Annotated in this window: 20 protein-coding genes and 1 tRNA gene; 12 read left to right on the top strand and 9 right to left on the bottom strand. The window is 69.2% G+C overall.

Annotated elements, in window-relative coordinates; genetic code table 11:
* The first annotated feature begins 2 nt into the window (after positions 1–2).
* The 4 genes from Pph01_RS13250 to Pph01_RS13265 all read left to right on the top strand — a co-directional run bounded on the left by Pph01_RS13250 (position 3) and on the right by Pph01_RS13265 (position 2,273).
* Positions 3–1,073, top strand: coding sequence for a DUF2510 domain-containing protein (locus Pph01_RS13250; protein WP_204073353.1), 1,071 nt, complete (start codon positions 3–5; stop codon positions 1,071–1,073).
* A gap of 21 nt (positions 1,074–1,094) precedes the next feature.
* On the top strand, positions 1,095–1,691 hold the full coding sequence (orn, locus tag Pph01_RS13255) for an oligoribonuclease (RefSeq protein ID WP_204073354.1): 597 nt from the start codon (positions 1,095–1,097) through the stop codon (positions 1,689–1,691).
* A gap of 94 nt (positions 1,692–1,785) precedes the next feature.
* Positions 1,786–1,861: transfer RNA gene (locus Pph01_RS13260), tRNA-His, on the top strand.
* Positions 1,862–2,051: 190 nt separating this feature from the next.
* Entirely contained in the window at positions 2,052–2,273 is a 222-nt protein-coding gene (locus Pph01_RS13265) for a helix-turn-helix domain-containing protein (protein WP_203972444.1), read from the top strand.
* 53 nt (positions 2,274–2,326) lie between these two features.
* Here Pph01_RS13265 and lat read toward each other — a convergent pair whose 3' ends face one another.
* The 3 genes from lat to Pph01_RS13280 all read right to left on the bottom strand — a co-directional run bounded on the left by lat (position 2,327) and on the right by Pph01_RS13280 (position 6,044).
* On the bottom strand, positions 2,327–3,613 hold the full coding sequence (gene lat, locus Pph01_RS13270) for an L-lysine 6-transaminase (RefSeq protein ID WP_204073355.1): 1,287 nt from the start codon (positions 3,611–3,613) through the stop codon (positions 2,327–2,329).
* A 134-nt stretch (positions 3,614–3,747) separates the two neighbouring features.
* Positions 3,748–4,407 (bottom strand): PAQR family membrane homeostasis protein TrhA, encoded by a 660-nt coding sequence (gene trhA / locus Pph01_RS13275; protein ID WP_239116658.1) that lies wholly within the window; start codon positions 4,405–4,407, stop codon positions 3,748–3,750.
* A gap of 47 nt (positions 4,408–4,454) precedes the next feature.
* Positions 4,455–6,044: a penicillin-binding transpeptidase domain-containing protein gene (locus Pph01_RS13280; RefSeq protein WP_204073357.1), complete on the bottom strand. Its 1,590-nt coding sequence runs from the start codon at positions 6,042–6,044 to the stop codon at positions 4,455–4,457.
* A 45-nt stretch (positions 6,045–6,089) separates the two neighbouring features.
* Here Pph01_RS13280 and Pph01_RS13285 point away from each other — a divergent pair, with 45 nt between their 5' ends.
* The gene (locus Pph01_RS13285; RefSeq protein WP_239116659.1) at positions 6,090–6,962 is read left to right on the top strand and encodes a spermidine synthase; all 873 of its coding nucleotides are present in this window, start codon (positions 6,090–6,092) and stop codon (positions 6,960–6,962) included.
* Between the two features lie 18 nt (positions 6,963–6,980).
* On the opposite strand, the gene Pph01_RS13290 is transcribed toward Pph01_RS13285, so the two are convergent.
* From Pph01_RS13290 to ngcE, 4 genes are read right to left on the bottom strand one after another with little or no spacing between them, the layout of a single operon-like run.
* A complete protein-coding gene (locus tag Pph01_RS13290; protein ID WP_204073358.1) occupies positions 6,981–7,238 on the bottom strand; it encodes a 4a-hydroxytetrahydrobiopterin dehydratase in 258 nt (85 codons plus the stop codon).
* Positions 7,239–7,293: 55 nt separating this feature from the next.
* Entirely contained in the window at positions 7,294–8,193 is a 900-nt protein-coding gene (locus Pph01_RS13295) for a carbohydrate ABC transporter permease (protein ID WP_239116660.1), read from the bottom strand.
* 2 nt (positions 8,194–8,195) lie between these two features.
* Positions 8,196–9,131, bottom strand: coding sequence for a carbohydrate ABC transporter permease (locus Pph01_RS13300; protein ID WP_204073359.1), 936 nt, complete (start codon positions 9,129–9,131; stop codon positions 8,196–8,198).
* Between the two features lie 4 nt (positions 9,132–9,135).
* On the bottom strand, positions 9,136–10,581 hold the full coding sequence (gene ngcE / locus Pph01_RS13305; protein ID WP_204073360.1) for an N-acetylglucosamine/diacetylchitobiose ABC transporter substrate-binding protein: 1,446 nt from the start codon (positions 10,579–10,581) through the stop codon (positions 9,136–9,138).
* Between the two features lie 289 nt (positions 10,582–10,870).
* On the opposite strand from ngcE, the gene Pph01_RS13310 reads away from it, so the two are divergent.
* A complete protein-coding gene (locus Pph01_RS13310; protein WP_204073361.1) occupies positions 10,871–11,500 on the top strand; it encodes a class II aldolase/adducin family protein in 630 nt (209 codons plus the stop codon).
* A gap of 26 nt (positions 11,501–11,526) precedes the next feature.
* Here Pph01_RS13310 and Pph01_RS13315 read toward each other — a convergent pair whose 3' ends face one another.
* On the bottom strand, positions 11,527–13,104 hold the full coding sequence (locus tag Pph01_RS13315; RefSeq protein WP_239116661.1) for a DUF885 domain-containing protein: 1,578 nt from the start codon (positions 13,102–13,104) through the stop codon (positions 11,527–11,529).
* A 55-nt stretch (positions 13,105–13,159) separates the two neighbouring features.
* On the opposite strand from Pph01_RS13315, the gene Pph01_RS13320 reads away from it, so the two are divergent.
* Positions 13,160–14,404, top strand: coding sequence for a DUF4032 domain-containing protein (locus Pph01_RS13320; protein WP_204073362.1), 1,245 nt, complete (start codon positions 13,160–13,162; stop codon positions 14,402–14,404).
* Here the strand turns inward: Pph01_RS13320 and Pph01_RS13325 are convergent.
* The gene (locus tag Pph01_RS13325; protein ID WP_204073363.1) at positions 14,376–14,891 is read right to left on the bottom strand and encodes a 2-thiouracil desulfurase family protein; all 516 of its coding nucleotides are present in this window, start codon (positions 14,889–14,891) and stop codon (positions 14,376–14,378) included. The genes Pph01_RS13320 and Pph01_RS13325 overlap by 29 nt on opposite strands.
* Positions 14,892–15,178: 287 nt before the next feature.
* Here Pph01_RS13325 and Pph01_RS13330 point away from each other — a divergent pair, with 287 nt between their 5' ends.
* The 5 genes from Pph01_RS13330 to Pph01_RS13350 all read left to right on the top strand — a co-directional run bounded on the left by Pph01_RS13330 (position 15,179) and on the right by Pph01_RS13350 (position 18,764).
* Positions 15,179–15,550 carry a roadblock/LC7 domain-containing protein gene (locus tag Pph01_RS13330; protein WP_204073364.1) on the top strand — a complete coding sequence of 124 codons (372 nt, stop codon included), beginning with the start codon at positions 15,179–15,181 and terminating at the stop codon, positions 15,548–15,550.
* A gap of 3 nt (positions 15,551–15,553) precedes the next feature.
* Positions 15,554–16,366 (top strand): hypothetical protein, encoded by an 813-nt coding sequence (locus Pph01_RS13335; RefSeq protein WP_204073365.1) that lies wholly within the window; start codon positions 15,554–15,556, stop codon positions 16,364–16,366.
* A 44-nt stretch (positions 16,367–16,410) separates the two neighbouring features.
* Complete coding sequence (locus Pph01_RS13340; RefSeq protein WP_203881589.1) at positions 16,411–16,779, top strand: roadblock/LC7 domain-containing protein; 369 nt, start codon at positions 16,411–16,413, stop codon at positions 16,777–16,779.
* A gap of 30 nt (positions 16,780–16,809) precedes the next feature.
* Positions 16,810–17,181, top strand: coding sequence for a hypothetical protein (locus Pph01_RS13345; RefSeq protein WP_204073366.1), 372 nt, complete (start codon positions 16,810–16,812; stop codon positions 17,179–17,181).
* 395 nt (positions 17,182–17,576) lie between these two features.
* Entirely contained in the window at positions 17,577–18,764 is a 1,188-nt protein-coding gene (locus Pph01_RS13350) for a hypothetical protein (RefSeq protein WP_204073367.1), read from the top strand.
* Positions 18,765–18,770 lie beyond the last annotated feature (6 nt).

Here is an 18,770-nt window from a genome sequence, read left to right on the forward strand (position 1 = left end):
GCATGACCACGACCCCCGCCGGTTGGTATCCCGACCCGTACGGATCTCCCCAACTGCGTTGGTGGGACGGCTCCCAGTGGACGGATGCCACCCATTCCCGGGAGGCCTCCGCACCTGAGGCCACGGCGCCTCCCGAGCAGCCGTCCCAGACCGCGCCCCTGCGGGCGCCGCTGCGGGCGGAGCAACCGGCGTGGGGGCAGCCGGGACAGCCAACCCTGCCGGGACAGCCAACCCTGCCGGGACAACCTCCGCTGCCGGGACAACCTCCCCTGCCGGGGCACCATCCCCTTCCTGCGCCCGCCTTCGGGCAGCGGCCGAAGGCGACCCCGGTCTGGCCGTGGATCGTCGGGGGCGTGGCCGTCATGATCGCGGTCGTGATCGCGTTCACCTCGGTGCTCGTATTCCTGAACAACCGCTCCGACCCGATGGCCTCCCGGCCTGACGAGGTGGTCCCGAGCGCACCGCTGGACTCGATCGTCCCTCCGAGCCCGACCCCGGCGGCGCCGCTCGCGGAACTCCCCCAGCCGTCGGGAGACCGGATCAACGACCCGGCGACGGGGCTGTCCTACGCCTTCCCCGGCGAACCCTGGACGGTGCCCAAGTCCGCCGACATCAACAACCCGGACAATCCGCAGGTCCCGCTCTGGACGAGCGGGTACAGCGCCCTGTCCCAGCAGAACTACGACGGCCAGGGCGGCGACTGGGTCGGCTCGATCTACGCCGCGCAACTGCCCCAGGTCCTGCCGTACGGCGGGCCGCAGGATCTCCGCACCTCGGTCACCGCGATGCTCGTGGGCTATGAGCCCCTGTTCTACGAGCCCCAGCACGAACGGAAGATCCTCCGCAACGAGGCCATGGAGGTCAGCGGGCACAAGGCCTGGGTGACCGAGTTCGAAATGGACTTCTCGAAGGAGTCCGCGGCCAACGGCTGGAAGTGGAAGACGGAGAAGGGGGCGTTCGTCCTGGTCGACCAAGGTCAGGACCGGCGTCCGTCCATGCTCTACGTCTCCGTGCCGGACAATCTCGACCAATCAGTACTCAACCGGGTGCTGGACTCGCTCGAAGCCCGGTGAACGCACTACTACGCTGGTCCCATGACTGACCTGCTGGTCTGGATCGACTGTGAGATGACCGGGCTCGACCTCGGCCGTGACGCGCTCGTCGAGGTGGCCTGTGTGGTGACCGACGGCGAGCTGAACCAGCTGGACGAGGGTGTCGACGTCGTCATCAAGCCGCCGCCGGAGTCGCTGGGGCAGATGTCGGACGTCGTCCGGGAGATGCACACCGCCTCAGGGCTCCTCACCGCGCTCGCGGGCGGCGTGACGCTCGCCGAGGCCGAGTCGATCGTGCTCGACTACATCCGCGGCCACATCGCCGACCCCAAGAAGGCGCCGCTGTGCGGCAACTCCATCGCGACGGACCGTTCGTTCATCGCGCGGGACATGCCGGGCGTGGACTCCTTCCTCCACTACCGGATGATCGACGTCTCCTCGATCAAGGAACTGGCCAGGCGGTGGTACCCCCGGGTCTATTTCGCCTCCCCCGAGAAGCAGGGCGGGCACCGGGCCCTCGCCGACATCATCGAGAGCATCCGCGAGCTGCGCTATTACCGCGCCGCCGTCTTCGTGCCGCAACCCGGGCCCGACTCGGCGACCGCGCGGGAGGTGGCCGAGGCGATCTCCGCGACCTGATCGCGGCCTGATCGCGGCCTGATCGCGGGATGGAGCGCGATGCTCCCGAATGCCGCTACACTTTTCTCGTACGCCGTGCCTAACGGCGGACATGGTGGGTGTAGCTCAGCTGGCAGAGCGCCAGGTTGTGGTCCTGGATGTCGTGGGTTCAAGTCCCATCACTCACCCCAATACGGGAACGGCCGGTCCTCAGGGACCGGCCGTTCCCGTTTGCGCGCTTGCGGCGGATTGTGCGGCTGACGCGAGCAAGTCAGCGAACATTGCCCCCAAAGGTAGATATTGCGAGTTATGCTCACCTGACGACCGCAACGCCGCATGGGCGGGGGGCCTCGGCGATCTTTGACTCTTAACGGAGGCCGGATGAGAGTCGACGACCGCACCGGAATGGGACTGAGCAAACGGGAGACCGAGGTCATGGACCTGATCGCCACCGGTCATTCCAACGGCGAGATCGCCCAGCGCCTGTTCCTCAGCGAGAAGACCGTCAAGAACCACGTCAACCGCATCTACGCCAAGCTCGGCGTCGCATCGCGCGTCACGGCGATCGGCCGCTGGCTCGGCGGAACCGACCCGGAGGCGTGAGACCCCCGGGCGGGCAACGTCACCTCCTCGTCCCGGTGGTCACCGCACCGGGGTCAGGGAGCGGCCGGGACCCGGGTCAGGGCGTTGCGCAGGCCGTCCAGGCCGTACTCCAGCTCCTCCGGCTGGACGGACAGGGCGGGGCGTAGCCGGACGGAGCTCTCCCCACAGGACAACACGAGGATCGCCTCGTCCTCCCGGAGACGCTCGACCAGCCCGCCGGGGTCGGGGACGTCGAAGGCGCACATCAGGCCGCGCCCGCGGGCGTTCGTCACGAGCCCGTCGGCCTCGAGCCCGCGCAGCGCGCCGAGCAGCTTCTCCCCCAGGATCGCCGCCCGCGGGATCAGCCCGTCGCGTTCGATGATCTCCAGCATCCGCCGTGAGCGGACCATGTCCACGAGCCCGCCGCCCCACGTCGAGTTGATCCGCCCGCTCACCGCGAAGACGTTGTCGGGGACGAGATCGACCCTGCGGCCGGCCATGATCCCGCCCACCTGGACCTTCTTGGCGAAGGCCACGATGTCCGGGGCCAGGCCGAGCTGCTGGTAGGCCCACGGCGAGCCGGTGAGGCCGACGCCGGTCTGCACCTCGTCGAGGACGAACAGCGCCTCGTGCTCGTGGCACAGCGCCTGCATGGCCCGCAGGAACTCGGGACGCATGTGGTTGTCCCCGCCCTCGCCCTGGATCGGCTCGGCGATGAAGCAGGCGATGTCATGGCGGAACCGGTCGAACGCCTCACGCGCCTGGGTCAGAGCCCGCTCCTCGGCGCGCTCGACGTCGCCGAAATGGATCGCGGGCACGTCGATCCGGGGCCAGCCGAACTTGGGGAACCTGTCGGTCTTCACCGGGTCGGTGTTGGTCAGCGAGAGCGTGTAGCCGCTGCGCCCGTGGAAGGCGCGGGTCAGGTGGAGGGCCTTGGTGCCAAGACCGGGATGCCGGCCGTTGGCCTCGTTCCACCGGCTCTTCCAGTCGAAGGCGCACTTGAGGGCGTTCTCCACGGCGAGCGCGCCGCCCTCCACGAAGAACAGATGGGGCAGCTCCGGATCGCCCAGTACCCGCTGGAAGGTCTCCACGAACTCGGCGAGATGGGCGGTGTAGAGGTCGGAGTTGGCCGGCTTGTTCGCGGCTACCCGTCCGAGCAGATCGAGGAACTCCGGATCGCCGGAGAAGGGGTTCATCCCCAGGGGAGACGACGCGAAGAACGTGTAGAAGTCCAGATACCGTCTGCCGTCGCGGCCGTCGACCAGCCAGGAGCCCGCGCTCCTGTCGAGGTCGAGCACCAGCCGGTAACCGTCGACGAGCAGGTGCCGGGCGAGACCGTCGTGTACCGCACTGGGATCCATGCCGCCTCCGCATTACGTCGGGACCAACACAATTCCCTCATACAAGGCGATAGTTGTGAACAGTTTCCACAAAAATATCCCGCCAGGAGAACATTTTTCGTTGGTCATGGATCATGCGGAGCCAGACCCGGCGATCAGACGGCGGCGTACACGACCAGGGAGACCGCCACGTACTGGACGACGTAGGCCGCGATCGTGAAGGCGTGGAAGACCTCGTGGAAGCCGAACCACCGGGGTGAGGGGTCCGGCCGGCGCAGGCCGTACACGACCGCCCCCGCCGAGTAGAGCAGGCCTCCCACGAGGACCAGGATCCCGGCGGCGACGCCCGCGCCCGCGAACAACTGCGGCATGACGAACACGGCCGTCCAGCCCAGGCCGATGTAGAGCGCCGTGTAGAGCCAGCGCGGGGCGCGCAGCCACAACACGCGGAACAGCACCCCGACGGTCGCACCCGCCCAGATGACCGACAACACGGCCACCCGGGCGATCCCGTCCAGCGCGAGCACCGCGAAGGGGGTGTAGGTGCCCGCGATCACGAGGTAGATGTTGGCGTGGTCGAACCGGCGCAGCACCTCCGCGACGCGCGGCGAGACCCTTCCCCTGTGGTAGGTCGCGGAGACGCCGAACAGCAGGCCGGACGTGATCGCGTAGACCACCGCGGCCAGCCGCGCCTGGACCGTGGGCCCGAGGGCCACCAGCACGAACCCGCCCACCAGAGTGGCGGGCACGGCGCCCGCGTGCAGCCATCCGCGGAGTCTCGGCTTGGCCGTCCGCTCGAGAGAGATCGTCGTCACGTAACTTACGCTAGCGTAAGTTACGGCACCGTAGGTTGTGACGTACGTCACAACGCCCTGAGGAAGCGGGCCGCGATCGGGACGGCCGCGTCGCGGCCCGTGCCCCCGTGCTCGACGAACACGGCGAACGCCAGATCCCCCCAATATCCGATGAACCAGGCGTGGTCCGCACCGCCCTGCCAGTCCTCGGCGGTGCCGGTCTTGCCCGCCACGCCGTCGGGCAGCCCGGCGCCGGCCGCGGTGCCGTCGGCGGTCACCGCGTTCATCATCGTGCGCAGCCCCGCGGCCACGCCGGAGGGCAGGCGCGCGCTCCCCGGCCGGTCGGCGTCGTCCGCCGAGGGCATCAGCCGCGGCGGCCGCCACTGCCCGCTCTCCACCGTCGCGGCGACCAGCGCCATGCACAGGGGGGTCGCCTCGACCGTCCCCTGACCGAAGGAGTCCTCGGCCAGCGCGTCGTCGTTCTCCGGCTGCCTCAGGCTTCCGCAGGTCCCGCCGACGCCGGCCGGCAGGGGCACGCCGAAGCCGAAGGCCCGCGCCTGCTCCACCAGAACACCGGGGCTCAGCCGCTCGACCGCCATCCGGGCGAACGTGGTGTTGCAGGACAGCGCGTACGCCTCGCGCAGCGTGACCGACCCGTGCGCCTCTCCCCGGAAGTTGGTGATCGAACGCCCTCCGGGGATCGTGTAGGCGGCCGGGCAGTCGACCACGGTCTCCGTGGACATCCCCGCATTGAGCAGGGCCGCCGCCGTGACGGTCTTGAACGTGGAGCCGGGGGCGTACTTCTGCTCGAACGCCTTCCTCCCGCCCAGGCGGTCGGCGACCGCGAGGATCTCCCCCGTCGACGGCCGCACCGCCACGATGGCGGCCGGGTTCTTCACCCCGTCGAGCGCGCGGGCGGCCGACGCCTGCGCCGCCCACTCGATGGTGGTCCTGGTGCCCTTCGGGGCGTCGGGGACGTACTCGACGAGCCGCTCCACCGGCTCTCCCGGGTTGTCCAGCTCGACCCGCCAGCCCACGGGCGTGCCCCCGGGCGGCTCGGGGATCGCCGTGGCGAGTCCCTCGAGGTACGCCTCGGCGTCGCTGTCCGCGGGGAAGTCCCTGCCCTCGTGGGTGACGAGGCGCACGGCGGGGACGCCCGCGGTGGCGGCGGTCCTGCTCAGCCAGCCCCCCGGCTCGAGATCGGGGTGCATGACCGCCGGCGCCCACAGGACCTTCCAGGTCTGGTCCCTGATCCCGAGCCGCATGTCCGACTGATAGATCCACGGGCCGTACCCCGGCAGCTCGCGGGTCTCGGTGATGGGCACCTCGGCGGTGTCCTCGCCGGTCATGACGGTCCGACCGGCCCTCAACCGCAGGGACTCCGCCGCCAGGGCGTCCTCGAAGCTCTCGTGCTGGGCGGCGAAGTCGGACGGCGGGTCGTCGGTCAGCTCCCGCATCGTCGTGTAGTCCGCCGCCTCCCACGCCCGCAGGTAGGCCGCCGCCGTCCGCTCCGGAGTCCCCTCCGTCGGCGGGGTGACCGTCGGCGTCGGCGTGCCGGGCTCGGCCGCCGGCGCCTGCCCGCCGGAGGTGAGCAGTCCCAGCACCCCGATGATCACGATGGCGCCCGCAAGAGTGAAAAGCACGAGCAGCGCTCGCACTCGCGTACGGTTTGACATGCAGGCCGGGCCTCTCGTGGGGGACGAGTGCCTTACATCACGCTGGAGGAGATCGAGGTGGCGAAGGAGAAGCAGCCGCTTCCGGGCCGGTATCCGGTGACCTTCGGCGAGGTGGAGCTCTTACGCGATCTCGACCGCCCCGACGGGTGGATGCTCAGCGTCGGCGGGGTGCCGCAATCCTACGTCGATCTCAGCGACCCTTACTATCTCGAGTTCTCCTACGTGCAGCTGATGGCCACGGTGGTCGACTGCCTGCCTGACGGGCCCCTCGACGCCGTCCACATCGGCGGCGGGGCCTGCACCTTCCCCCGATACGTCGCCGCGTCCCGGCCGGGCTCGCGCCACATCGTGGTGGAACCGGACGACAAGCTCGTCCAGCTGGTCCGCGACCAGCTCCGGCTGAAGTCCGTGCCCCGGCTGAAGGTCCGGGTGCTCGACGGCCGCACGGCCGCCGAGGGGCTCGCCGACGACTTCGCCGACCTGTTCGTGCTCGACGCGTTCTCGGGCGCGACGATGCCGGTGGAACTGGCCACGACCGACTACATGGCGCAGATCTCCCGGATCCTGCGGCCCACGGGAACCCTGGTGATCAACGTGGCCGACGGGAGCGGACTCGCCTTCGCCAAACGGGTGGTCGCGACGGTCGCCGAGGTCTTCCGGCATGTGGCGCTGCTCGGCGAGCCGGGCATCCTGCGGGGCCGCCGCTTCGGCAACCTGGTGATCGCGGCCTCTCCCGTGGAGTTGCCGGTCGGCCCCCTGACGAGGAGGACGGCGGGCGGACTCACCCAGGCGAGGTGCATGTGGGGGGAGGACCTGTCGAAGTTCGTCGCGGGGGCCCGCCCGATCCGCGACGGGGACGCGGTCCTCGCGCCGGTCCCTCCCCCGGCCGTCTTCGGCTGACGACCGGGGAGACCCGGCTCACGCCTGGTGGTCGGCGACGATGCCGTCGATCCTGGCCGCCAGCTTGTAGTCGAGGTCGGTGAGACCGCCCGCGTCATGCGTGGTGAGCGCCAGATGCAGGGTCCGCCACCGGATGTCGATGTCGGGATGGTGGTTCAGCGCCTCGGCCTGCTCGGCGATCTCGTTCACGATCGCGATGGCCGTACGGAAGTCGGGGGCGACGACGGTGCGGCGGATGGTGTCCCCGTCTCGGGCCCACTCGGAATCCTCGTGCATGCCCCCAGGACACCATGAATCACCAGAAGGCGGAACCACGCCACACCGTCGTGGCCTACTTGATCGCCCCTGCGGTCAGGCCCGACTGGATCTGGCGCTGGAAGATGATGTAGACGATCAGTACGGGGATGATCGCCATGCTGAGCGCGGCGAACAGCCCGGCCCAGTCGGCCTCGTAGCCCGCGTTGGTCGAGATGTTGGCGATGCCCTGGGTGATCAGCCACTTGTCCTGGGCGTCGCCGGGCAGCAGCACGATCGGCAGCAGGTACTGGTTCCACTGCCCGATCACGTTGAAGATCGTGATGCTGATCAGGCCGGGCTTGGCCATCGGCAGCATGATCTGGAAGAACGTGCGGGTGTGCGAACAGCCGTCCATCATCGCCGCCTCGCCGACCGTGGTCGGCAGGGTTCTGAAGAATGCGGTGAGGAAGAAGACGGTGAACGGCAGCGAGTACGCCACGTAGACCAGGATCAGGCCGGTGTGCGTGCCCAGCAGCCCGAGGTTCTTCATCGTCAGCCACAGCGGCGCGAGCGCGAGGAACACGGGGAACGACAGGCCGGAGACGAACAGCAGGTAGATGGCCCGGTTGCCGAAGAAGGTGTAGCGCGCCAGCACGTACGCCGCCATCGAGCCGAACAACATCGTGAGGAACGTGGAGACCGCCACGACCTTGATCGTGTTGATCATGTAGAGCCCGATGTGGGCCTTGTCCCACGCGCGTCCCCAGGAGCTCCAGTCGAAGTTCTGGGGCATCGCCAGCGAGTGGTCGCCGAAGAGCTCGGTGTTCGTCTTGAACGACGCCAGGAACGTCCAGACGATCGGGAAGATGACCAGGATCGCCCAGATCACCAGGGCCGCATGGGACAGGCCGGAGAAGACGTTGATCGAGCGCCGGCGGGGCCGGGGGGCGGTCGCGGCCTTGCTCGGGGCCACGGGCATCACATCGGTCGCCACGGCTAGAACTCGATCCTCTCGCGCCGGGTCACCCGGAGGGTGAGCACCGCGAATGTCAGCGTCATGAAGAACAGCGCGACGCCCATGGCGGAGGCCACGCCGTACTTGGAGTAGGTGAAGGCGTTGCGCCAGATCTCCAGCGGGAGCACGGTCGTCGCGTTGTCGGGACCTCCGCGGTCCACCGACAACACCTGCACCAGCGCGAAGCCGTCGAAGGCGGCGATGCCGAGGTAGACCCAGCCGACCTGGAGGGTGTCCCACAACAACGGGATCGTGATCCGGAAGAACAGCGTGATGCGCCCCGCCCCGTCGAGCGCGGCCGCCTCGAAGACGTCCTTGGGGATGGACGCCATGCCGGCGGAGAACAGCACGACGTAGAAGCCGACGGCCTGCCAGACCATGACCCCGATGATCGTCCACAGGGCCAGGCTGGGTGTGATCAGCCAGCCCACGGGGCCGATGCCGACCGCGCCGAGGGCGCTGTTGAACACGCCGGCCTTGTCCGGGCGGAGGATCGCCTGGAACAGCACGCCGACGATGGCGACCGCGAGGACCTGCGGGAAGAAGAAGACAATCTTGTAGAAGGCCGAGCCGGGCACACCGACCATCCGGCCGTTGCGCTGCCCTCCGCCCAGGTTGAGCAGGAAGGAGAAGAAGAGCGCGATCGCGATGGTGATCAGCGGCATGGCAAGCAGAAGCACCACATGGTGACGCACAGCCGCCCAGAAGACCTCGTCGTCGAACAACCGGGTGAAGTTGTCGAAGCCGACGTAGTCGAAGTTGGGCGAGATCCCCCTCGAGTTGGTGAACGAGATCTGGAACGCCTGGATGTACTGCCAGACCACGAAGACCACGTAGAGGAGCACCGGCACCGCGAGGAAGGAGACGACGAAGCCGTACTTCCGCAGCGCAGCCGGTGTCAGCTTGCCATGCCGCATCGGATCACACGCTCCGGGACTGCTTGTTGATGGAGGAGTCGGCCTTGGTCTTGTCCGCGGCCTTCTGCATGTTGGCGCAGAACTCGTCGGCACTGATGCGGCCGAACATGAGCGCGTTGGTCTGCTTGCGCAGCTCGGTCTCGAGCTCCTTGTACCAGGTCTCGAACAGCGAGTACGTGACCACGTTCTGGCCGGCGGCCGTCTGGGCGGCGACGACGCTGGTCAGGCCGGGCGACAGGGTCATGCCCTCGGTGGCGCCGACGACGACCGTGAGGCTCTTGGTCTTCTCGGTGAAGGCCTTGGCCGCCTCCTTCGACAACATGACGCGCAGGTACTCCAGGCCGCCCTGGGGGTTCTTGCCCTTGGCCGGCACGACGTAGCCCTCGGCGGCGGCGGCGCGGATCGCCTCGTAGGGCATCTTGTCGCTCGCGCTCACCGACGGGGTCGGCGACATGGCGTACTCGAAGCCCGCCGGGGTGTCCTTGGCCTGCTCGGACTCCAGCCACGAACCCGAGGGGTAGAGGGCGATCTTGCCCTGGTTCTGCTGGGTCTGGACCTCGGTGTGGATCAGGCCCTCGTAGGACTTGTCCATGTACTTGCCGATCTCGGCCCACGCGGTGGCGGCCTGCTTGACCGCGTCGGCGTTCCACGCGTTGTCGGCGAGGTTGTCGATGTTGAGCAGGACCTCGTTGCCGCCGATCTTCGCGGCCGAGATCAGGATCATCCAGTACGCGTAGTAGGAGGCGTTCTTGCCGGCGTACGCGAACGGGACGATGTTCTTGCCCTTGGCGGCCTCGGCGAAGGTCTTGAACTCCTCGAACGTCTTCGGCGGGGTCCAGCCGTTCTTCTCGAACATCTTCGCGTCGTACCAGAGGCCGTACGCGGTGTAGACGTAGTTCAGCGTGTACGGCTTGGCCGGGTCGCCGCCGAAGCCCGACTCGACGGTGCCGGGGACGATGGTGTCCTTGACCTTCTTGCTCGGGTCGTCGATCGAGGGCGCCTCGAACAGCGGGGTGAGGTCGAGGAGCTGGCCCGCGCCGATCAGCGCGCCGCCGTCGAGCATGTCCGTGCCGGAGTTGTTCACCACGTCGGGGACGTCGCCGCTCGCGAAGCGCGGGGTCAGGGTCTGGCTGATCGTCTGGATGCCCTGGTGCTTGATCTGCGCCTGGGGGAATTCCTTCTTGTACAGCGGCTCGTGCGACTGGGTCGCGTACTCGTCGCTGTAACCACCCTTGAAGATCACGACCTCGAGGGGCGCGTCGGTCTTCACGCCGAACGGGTTGGTGGCCGACGTCGCTGCCGCGCTGGGCGCCGCGGACGGAGCGGCCGAGTCGCCGCCGGAGGTGGCGCACGAGCTCAGCAGGCCGACGGCGGGACCGGCGACGAGGGCGGTGAGGCCCACGCGCTGGATCATCTGACGGCGCGTGATCTCGCGGGGGGTACTAGTCATCAACTCTCCCGTGGCGGGGTCAATTAGGAAAGTTTCCTAAACGTTTGGTGGAACGTACGGCCCGGCCACGACAGCGTCAAGATGTTGTCGTCGGTCTAGACCAACCCGTAACCCGACTGGGATGAATCCGCGCCGACGATCACAGACTATATACACGTTTGTGCAGGTTAAACACTGGTTAAACAAAGGTCGGATGACCCGATCGAATCAAGTAGGCGCATAAGGCCTGATCAAGGACTGGTATAGACCAGGTTGGCGTTATTTCGGGCGATCGTCTAGATTCGCCGCCATGGAGGAGCTTCGCCGGCAGCTGTGCGACTACGGCAGGCGGGCCGCGGAGCTCGGCCTGGTCATCGGAACCTCGGGCAACCTCAGCGCCAGGGACGGCGACCTCGTGGCGGTCACGCCGTCCGGCGTCGCGCTCGACCGGTTGCGCCCCGAGGACTGCCCGATCATCCGGCTCGACGGAACCATAGTGGAGGGCGACCTGCCCCCGTCGTCGGAGACCCCGATGCACCTGGCCGTCTACGCCGCGACGGGGACGACGGCGGTCGTGCACACCCACTCGGTCTTCGGGACCGTGGTGGCGACGACCATGACGGAGTTGCCCCCGATCCACTACAACTCCCTCCTGCTGGGCGGCAGCGTCCGCGTCGCCGAGTACGCGACGTACGGCACGCCCGAACTCGCCGCGAAGGTCCAGGAGGCGCTGACGGGCAAGCAGGCGGCGCTGATGGCCAACCACGGCGGCGTCACGATCGGAGCCGGTCTGGAGAAGGCCTTCGAGGCCACCCGCCTGCTCGAGTGGCTCTGCGAGGTGTACGTCCGCGCCCTCGGCGTCGGCACGCCCACCGTGCTGACCGAGGAGCAACTCGCCGACGTCATCATCCGGGCCTTCACCCCGCCGCCCGCCGCCTGACCCCTCGGCGTGATCATGCACGAGCCTTATGCCGGGATGACCGCCTTCCTGGCCAGCCCGAGCGGCAGGCCTCCCGACCCCGCGATCGCGTCGTGGAACGACCGCAGGTCGCCCCGGTAGTCGTCCCTGATCCGCTCGATCTCCAGAGCGCCCGTCAGGTACGAGGGAGCCTGGGTCGGCCACGCGCAGTACCTGCCGACCTCTCCCACCGCCGTGCCGGGCGAGAGCGACGCCTTGGTGGTCATGAACGTCTCGGCCTCCTCGATCGTCATGTCGCCGCAGTGCAGCGCCGTGTCGACGACGATCCGCGCGGCGCGGAAGATCCGGCAGTCCAGGTGCGCGAGTTCGGTCTGCGGCGTGTCGAAGTACCCCTGCTCGTGCATCACCTTCTCGACGTAGAGCGCCCAGCCCTCGACGAAGTACGGCGTGCGGAAGATCTTGCGCGCCCTCCTCGGGCTGCCGGCCATCCACGCCAGGTGCCAGTGATGGCCGGGATACGCCTCGTGGACGGCGATCGACGGCATCTGCGCCCGGGAGTTGGTGCGCAGGCGCTGCCGTACCTGCTCGTCGGTGTAACCGTCCGGCGTGAACGGGACGAAGAAGACGCCCGCCCTCGACGTCGTGAGCGGCGGCGGCGCGAGGTAGTTGGCCACCGCGATCAGCGGCCGCTGGAACTCGGGGGACGGCAGGACCCGGCAGTCCTCGCCCTCCGGGAAGGTGACCAGGCCCCGGTCGCGGGCGAAGTCGCGGGCGCGGAAGGTCTCGGTCTCGTACTCGGCGCGCATCGCCTCGAGCGTGGGCGGGTGGTCGTCCATGAGCGTCTCCATGGCGGCCCGCCAGTCGGAGGTGCCGAGTCGCCCGGCGACCTCGCGCATCCGCCCGTCGAGCTCGTCCCAGGCCTTGAGACCCTTCTCGTGCAGTTCGGAGGCGCCGTACCCGAGCAGCTCCCGCTCTCGCAGCAGGGTCGAGTAGAGCTCCTCGCCCATCCGCCAGGTCCCGCCGGCCTCGAAACCCGCCAGGAACGTGACGAAGTCGTCGAACGCCCGGGCGGCCGGTTCGGCGGCCTGGACCAGCCGCGCGCGCAGCTTCTCGTCCGCCACTCCCGCAGGCAGGGTCGCGGTGAGGAAGTGCCGTGCCGTACGGGCCTGATCTAGACCGCGGCGGACGAGCAGGTCGGACGCGAGGCCGGGATCGAGGTTCTCCCGGCAGGCGGCCAGCACGCCGGGGACGTCGGCGAGCCGTGCGACGGCCGCGTCGACGAGGTCGGCCTCCGGGGCCAGCCGCTGCTGGAACGGGGTGAACATCGACGCGAAGATCGCGTTGAGGTACGGCGCGGGATCGCGCCGCCACTCCGGCCGGCGGGCCTGGGCGACGGCGCCGCGCAGGTGCGAGAGCACGAGGTCGCGGTCGATCTCGTCGTCGAGGGAGGCGGGGGCGTACTCCGCCAGCCGCCGCAGCCACTCCTCCTCGGCACGTTCCCTGGCCGTGAATCCCGCCTCGGTGAAGTCACCCAGAGTGCGGTCGTGGCCACCGGCGCCGAGAAGCGTCGCGCTGATCGGATGCTCGGCCAGATACCAGTCGAGAAAGTCGTCCACCAGTGTCATACCGCCCGACTCTATCCGGGACACTGGTGATGAAGACCCCGAAAAAGGAGCAGTCGTGCCCCTGCAGATGATCGGCGCTCCCAGCGATCCCGAGCTGATCCGGCTGCCCTGGGACCTCCCCCTCGAAGAATGGCCCGCCCACCACCTGGTGTCGCTGCCGCGCGGCATCTCCCGGCACGTCGTGCGCTTCGCGCGGCTCGCCGGGCGGGTCTACGCGATCAAGGAGATCAGCGCCAGGTACGCCAAGCGGGAGTACAAGCTGCTGTGGGACCTGGCCCGGCTGGACACCCCCGCGGTCGAACCGGTCGCCGTGGTGACGGGCAGGACCGCGCAGGACGGCTCCGAGCTGGACTCCGCCCTGATCACCCGGCACCTGCAGTTCTCGCTCCCCTACCGCGCGGTGTTGTCGGGCTCGATCCGGCCGGACACGCTGACCCGCCTGCTCGACGCGCTCGCCGTCCTGCTCGTACGGCTTCACCTGAACGGCTTCTACTGGGGGGACTGCTCGCTGTCGAACGCCCTGTTCCGGAGGGACGCGGGGGCGTTCGCCGCCTACCTGGTCGACGCCGAGACCGGCGAGCTCCACCCCACCCTCACCGAGGGTCAGCGGTCGCACGACATCGAGGTCGCGCACGTCAACATCTTCGGCGAGATGCTCGACCTGGAGGCGGGCGGCCTGCTGCACCCCACGATCGACCCGCTGGCGTTCTCCGAGCAGCTCGTCGAACGCTACGAGCGGCTCTGGGACGAGCTGACCCAGGACGAGATCATCGAAGAGGTCGACTGGCACCGCGTCGACCAGCGGATCCGCCGGCTCAACTCGCTCGGCTTCGACGTCGCCGAGATGATGGTCCGCCGCAAGGCCGGCACGTCGCGGCTGATCGTGCGGCCCAAGGTCGTGGACGCCGGGCACCACCAGCGGCGCCTGCTCCGGCTGACCGGCCTGGACGTCGAGGAGAACCAGGCCAGAAGGCTGCTCAACGACCTCGACTCGTTCCGCGTATCGAACGGGCTGCGGCACGAGGACGAGGCCATCGTCGCCCACCGGTGGCTGGCCGAGGTCTTCCAGCCGGTGGTCAACGCCGTCCCCGCCGACCTGCGGCGCAAGCTGGAGCCCGCGCAGCTCTTCCACGAGGTGCTCGACCACCGCTGGTTCATGTCCGAGGCCGCAGGCAAGGACGTGGGGCTCGAGGCCGCGGTGCGGTCCTACGTCGACAACGTGCTGGTGTTCAAGCCGGACGAGAAGGCCGTCATCACGCCCCCCGACCTGCTCACCGCTCCCGACCCGCTGTCTCCCTGAGCAGATCGGCCAGGTGCAGGGCGGCCTCAGGGAGGCGGTCCTCGCCGAAGACGCGGATGCCGTTCAGCTCCAGGAGCGCCGCGGTCACGCCCTGACCGGGGGTCACCCTGCCGCGGAAGGTGCCGTCGTGGATCCGCAGGGAGCCGCACGACGGGCTGCCCTCCTTGAGGATCGCCATCCGGACGCCGAACGAGAGCGCGACCGCCAGCGCCTGCTGCGCGCCGGACAGGAACGCGTTCGTCACGTCGTCGCCGCCCGGCGTCAGGATCCGGGCCGCCCCGGCCAGGACGGCGGCGCCGCCCACGCCGCCCTCGATCTCGGCGGGCGGACGGGGCACGGACAGCCCGCCCTCGACCTCCGGGCAGAACGGCACGAGCCGCCCCTCGGCCCTCCAGGAGGCGAGCAGCTCGTCGTCGCTGGTCTTCGCGCCGCCGTCGAACCGCACGCGGCTGCCGAGCAGGCACGCGCTGACCAGGATCCGCTCCATGCCTCCATTCTGTACGGCGTGCGCCACTGCTCGAGCGGCCAGGGGCGGAACATGTCGGCCGCAGAGGAATGTAGCTAGATGCCGGGATATTTCCCTGATGTCGCAAGTGCACAAAATGAATAAACTTCACGAAAAATCGATGTTTCCCACCTAGGTGGACAATCCTTATTCGATGTCGCTAAATCGTTTATCTCATCTCTTGATGACTCACCCACGGCACCGGAGTGACGCCCACCGGCTTCTCTAATGTTGGCCGCGCTGTATCGGCTGACAGGCGAGGAGTCGACGTGATCGGGATTGAGGACTGCCTCTCGGAGGTCATGTCGATTCCCGGCGCGCTCGACGCGGTCCTGGTGGAACCCGTCAGCGGCATGGCGGTCATGGGGAGCGGGCTACCCGATCCCGCGAGGTCGGCGGCCGGGCTCACCGAGACCTTCCGCGCGGCGCTCGAAGGGATCGCGCTGGCGTCTCCGGAGGGGACCGTGCGGATCGACAACATGATCATCACGACGGAGACGAGCCACCACCTCATCAAGACGATCGAGATGGTCTTCGACGGGCCACTCCTGATCTGCCTCCGGCTGGATCTGGAACGGTCGAACCTCGCACTCGCGCAGTGGCGGCTGGGCACCATCACGGACCAGCTGATGGCCCATTGAGCCATGACCCCTCCCACCCTCGACACAGTCCTGACCCGGCTCGCGGCCGACAACGCCACCGGCTCCCTGCGCGTGGGCAAGGACGGGACCGTCTACCTCACCGGCGGACGGGTGTCGTACGTCGAGTGCGCGACCACCCCGGGAGTCGAGGAACTGCTCACGGCCTCCGGCCGGATCAGCGCCTCCGGGGTGCGAGGGATACGGCAGGCGTCGGGGCCCGAGGCCGACGGGGGCGACCTCCTGGTCCAGAAGGGCGTGCTCAGCCGGGGAGAGCTGGAGTTCTGCGTGCTGGGGGCGACCCTGGACGCGTCGTTCTTCCTGCTGCGGCCGGCGGGGACGCCCAGGTCCAGGTTCAAGGAGGGGGACACCCACTGGCTCGGCACGCACTGGTACTTCGACGTCCCCGGGCTGTTCCGCGAGTGCGAACGGAGGAGGGCCAGGCTGGAGCAGGCCTGGCCGTCCGGGGAGCTCGACGGCCAGGCCGTCGTCCCCGTGGGGCGCCTCAACGGCGGGCACGTGCTCCTCACCGCATCCCAGTGGGAGCTGGTGCTCGCCGCGGACTCCACGGCCACCCCGCTCGACCTGGCCCGCCGCCTCGGGCGTCCGGCCTACTCGACCCTGCTCGCCGTACGGGAGCTCGCCGCGGCGGGGCTGCTCGCCACGTCGGCGGAGGACGAGCCGGGAGCGCCGGCGCTGCCGAAGCGGACCCCCGCGAAGCCGTCGGGGGACGCGGCGGAGCGGCGGCCCCCACCGCTGGCGGACGCCACCGATGTGAACCTGCTCATCAGGCTGCGTGACGCCCTGGAGGCGCTGTAGTGATCACGCGCTCGTGGCTCAAGCGGGCCGGAAAGGGGGTCCCGATGGATCTGCGCCGCGACATATACGAGGAGATCGTCCTGCTCAGGAGCCGCGCGCCGGAGATCACCGGGGCGCTCACCTGCACGGTCGACGGCATGCTCGTGACGACGGACCTGCCCGCCGACACCGAGCAGACGGCTGCGCTCACCTCGGCGCTGCTGTCGCTCAGCCGCCGGATGACCGACCTCGCGAAGGTCGGCCGGCTCGAGGAGACCCTGGTGTCCGGAACGGATGGCCACGCCGCGTGCTACGCCGCGGGGGCGAAGCTCGTCCTCACCGTTCTCGTGGGCCCCGGGGCCAATCTCGGCCTGCTCCGGAGGGAGGGCCGCAAAACGGCGGGGAGACTCGCCGCCATCGTCGAACGCGAATGAATTCCCCGAATATCAAATAGGAGCAAAAGCATGGCGAACATGGACATTTCACTCAAGGAAATGATGGCCATCGACGGAGCGATCGGAGGAGCGGTCGTCGACTACGGGAGCGGCATGGCGCTCGGCACCATCGGCGGCTCCAAGGAACTCGACCTCCAGGTCGCCGCGGCGGCCAACACCGAGGTCGTCAAGGCGAAGCTGCGGGCGATGGAGGCCCTCCAGCTCCAGGACTCCATCGAGGACATCCTCATCACCCTGGGCGGGCAGTACCACATCATCCGCCCGCTCGCGGGCCGGGGCGGCAAGGGCCTGTTCCTCTACCTCGCCCTCGACCGCAACCGCGCCAACCTCGCGATGGCCCGTCACCAACTGCGCACGATCGAGGACAAGCTCGACGTGTGACCACGCCACGAACCCGGGAGGCCGCAGGCCCGGCGGTCTCCCGGCCCGTCACGCCCCGCCCGCCAGTACCCGTCAGCCCGGCGACCGCTTCGACGAATACCGGCCACGACACCGGGAGACCCCGGATCAGCCGGCGAGGGTGACGCGTCCTCACGCAGGCAACCGTCCGACTTCGTGCCGCCGCCGTCGCGCGTTGGCGTAGCCTAACCAGCCAACCCCCACTTATCGCCATAAAGTGGGGTCTTGCTACTGGCCGGTATGACCGATGGCGTCGAGACGTGGTCAGCCCCGGTGCGGATTCGGAGGGCGATCAGACAGGTGATGCGGCATTTGACATGGGCGTTCCCCCGCGTTGAGGTCCTCTCCCCGCGGATCCGGACCGACCGGGTGCGTTGATGCCCAGATCCTCGCCCGGACACCGCTCGATACTGCCGCTGGCCAACGGCGTCGCGCGGATCGGCGGGCTCGTCGCCGTCCTTGTCGGCCTGGCGTTGTGCGCCATCGTCGAGCAGGAGATCATCGCCCGGGTGGGGCCCCACCGCGCGGTGAAGGCCCAGGTTTCGAGCGCCACGCCGAGCGGTCGCCGGCCGCATCCGACCCCGAAGGCCACCCGGACGGACCTGGCGGCGCCGCTCGGCCAGGTACGGACGACGGTGCTGAGGCAGCGAGGCGCGTCGGCGCGCGCGGCCTTCGGCGTCGAGGACCTCCCTCAGCCAGACGTGCACCTGACCCGAATCGACGATGCCAAAGGCTGGGCCTTCGGGACCGCGGCCATCCCGCCGCCCCCGGGCGTGGCGGCCGTGCCCGACCCGTCCGTGTTCGTCGCCCGGAGGTCCGGGAAGACGTGGCAGGTCGCCGTGGCCGGCGTCGAGGACTTCGTCCGATTGGTACGGCAGGCGCCCACAACGGTGATCCCGGCGGACGAGCGCCCGATCCTGGAGCAGTACGGCGAGGCCGTGTCGGCCAAGGAAGGCGTCGCCACCGGGATGACGCTTCCATGGAGCGCGGGTCAGTCGTGGACGATGCACTCCGTCGCCGGAAACGACGCTCTGCAGTTCAGCGGCGGCGACGGCCGTGTCCTCGCCCCCGCACCGGGCAGGCTGTACCGCTTCTGCACACGCTCGGCGAGCCAGAGCATGCTTCTGCTGATCCACGCCGACGGCCTGGCCTCCGAGTACTACCAGATGGCCGACGTCCCCGACGTCAAGGAGGGCGCCCTCGTACAGGAGGGCGACTATCTCGGGCATACGGGCACCGCACGGCCCTGCGGCGGCGCGGCGCCGGCATCGGGGCCCCCGACGGTGGACTTCACCCTCTTCAGCGGTGCGAGCCCGATGCCCCTGGAGGGCACGCAGATCGGCGGCTGGACCCTGCACGCCGCCGGGGACCAGGTCTGGGCCGATCGTTCCGGTCTGCGGGTGGACGCGGGCAACCCGTTGCTCAACTTCGGGCCCGTCGACGCCTCTCCTTCACCGGCCCCGCGGCCTCCCTCCGCCACGCCGTCCCCCCGATCTCACTCGGCCACGCCGTCCCCCCGTTCTCCTTCGGCCAGGCCGTCCCCCCGGTCGACTCATTCGCGCTGAGGACGC

The organism is Planotetraspora phitsanulokensis (assembly GCF_016863295.1).
GTDB classification, from domain to species: domain Bacteria; phylum Actinomycetota; class Actinomycetes; order Streptosporangiales; family Streptosporangiaceae; genus Planotetraspora; species Planotetraspora phitsanulokensis.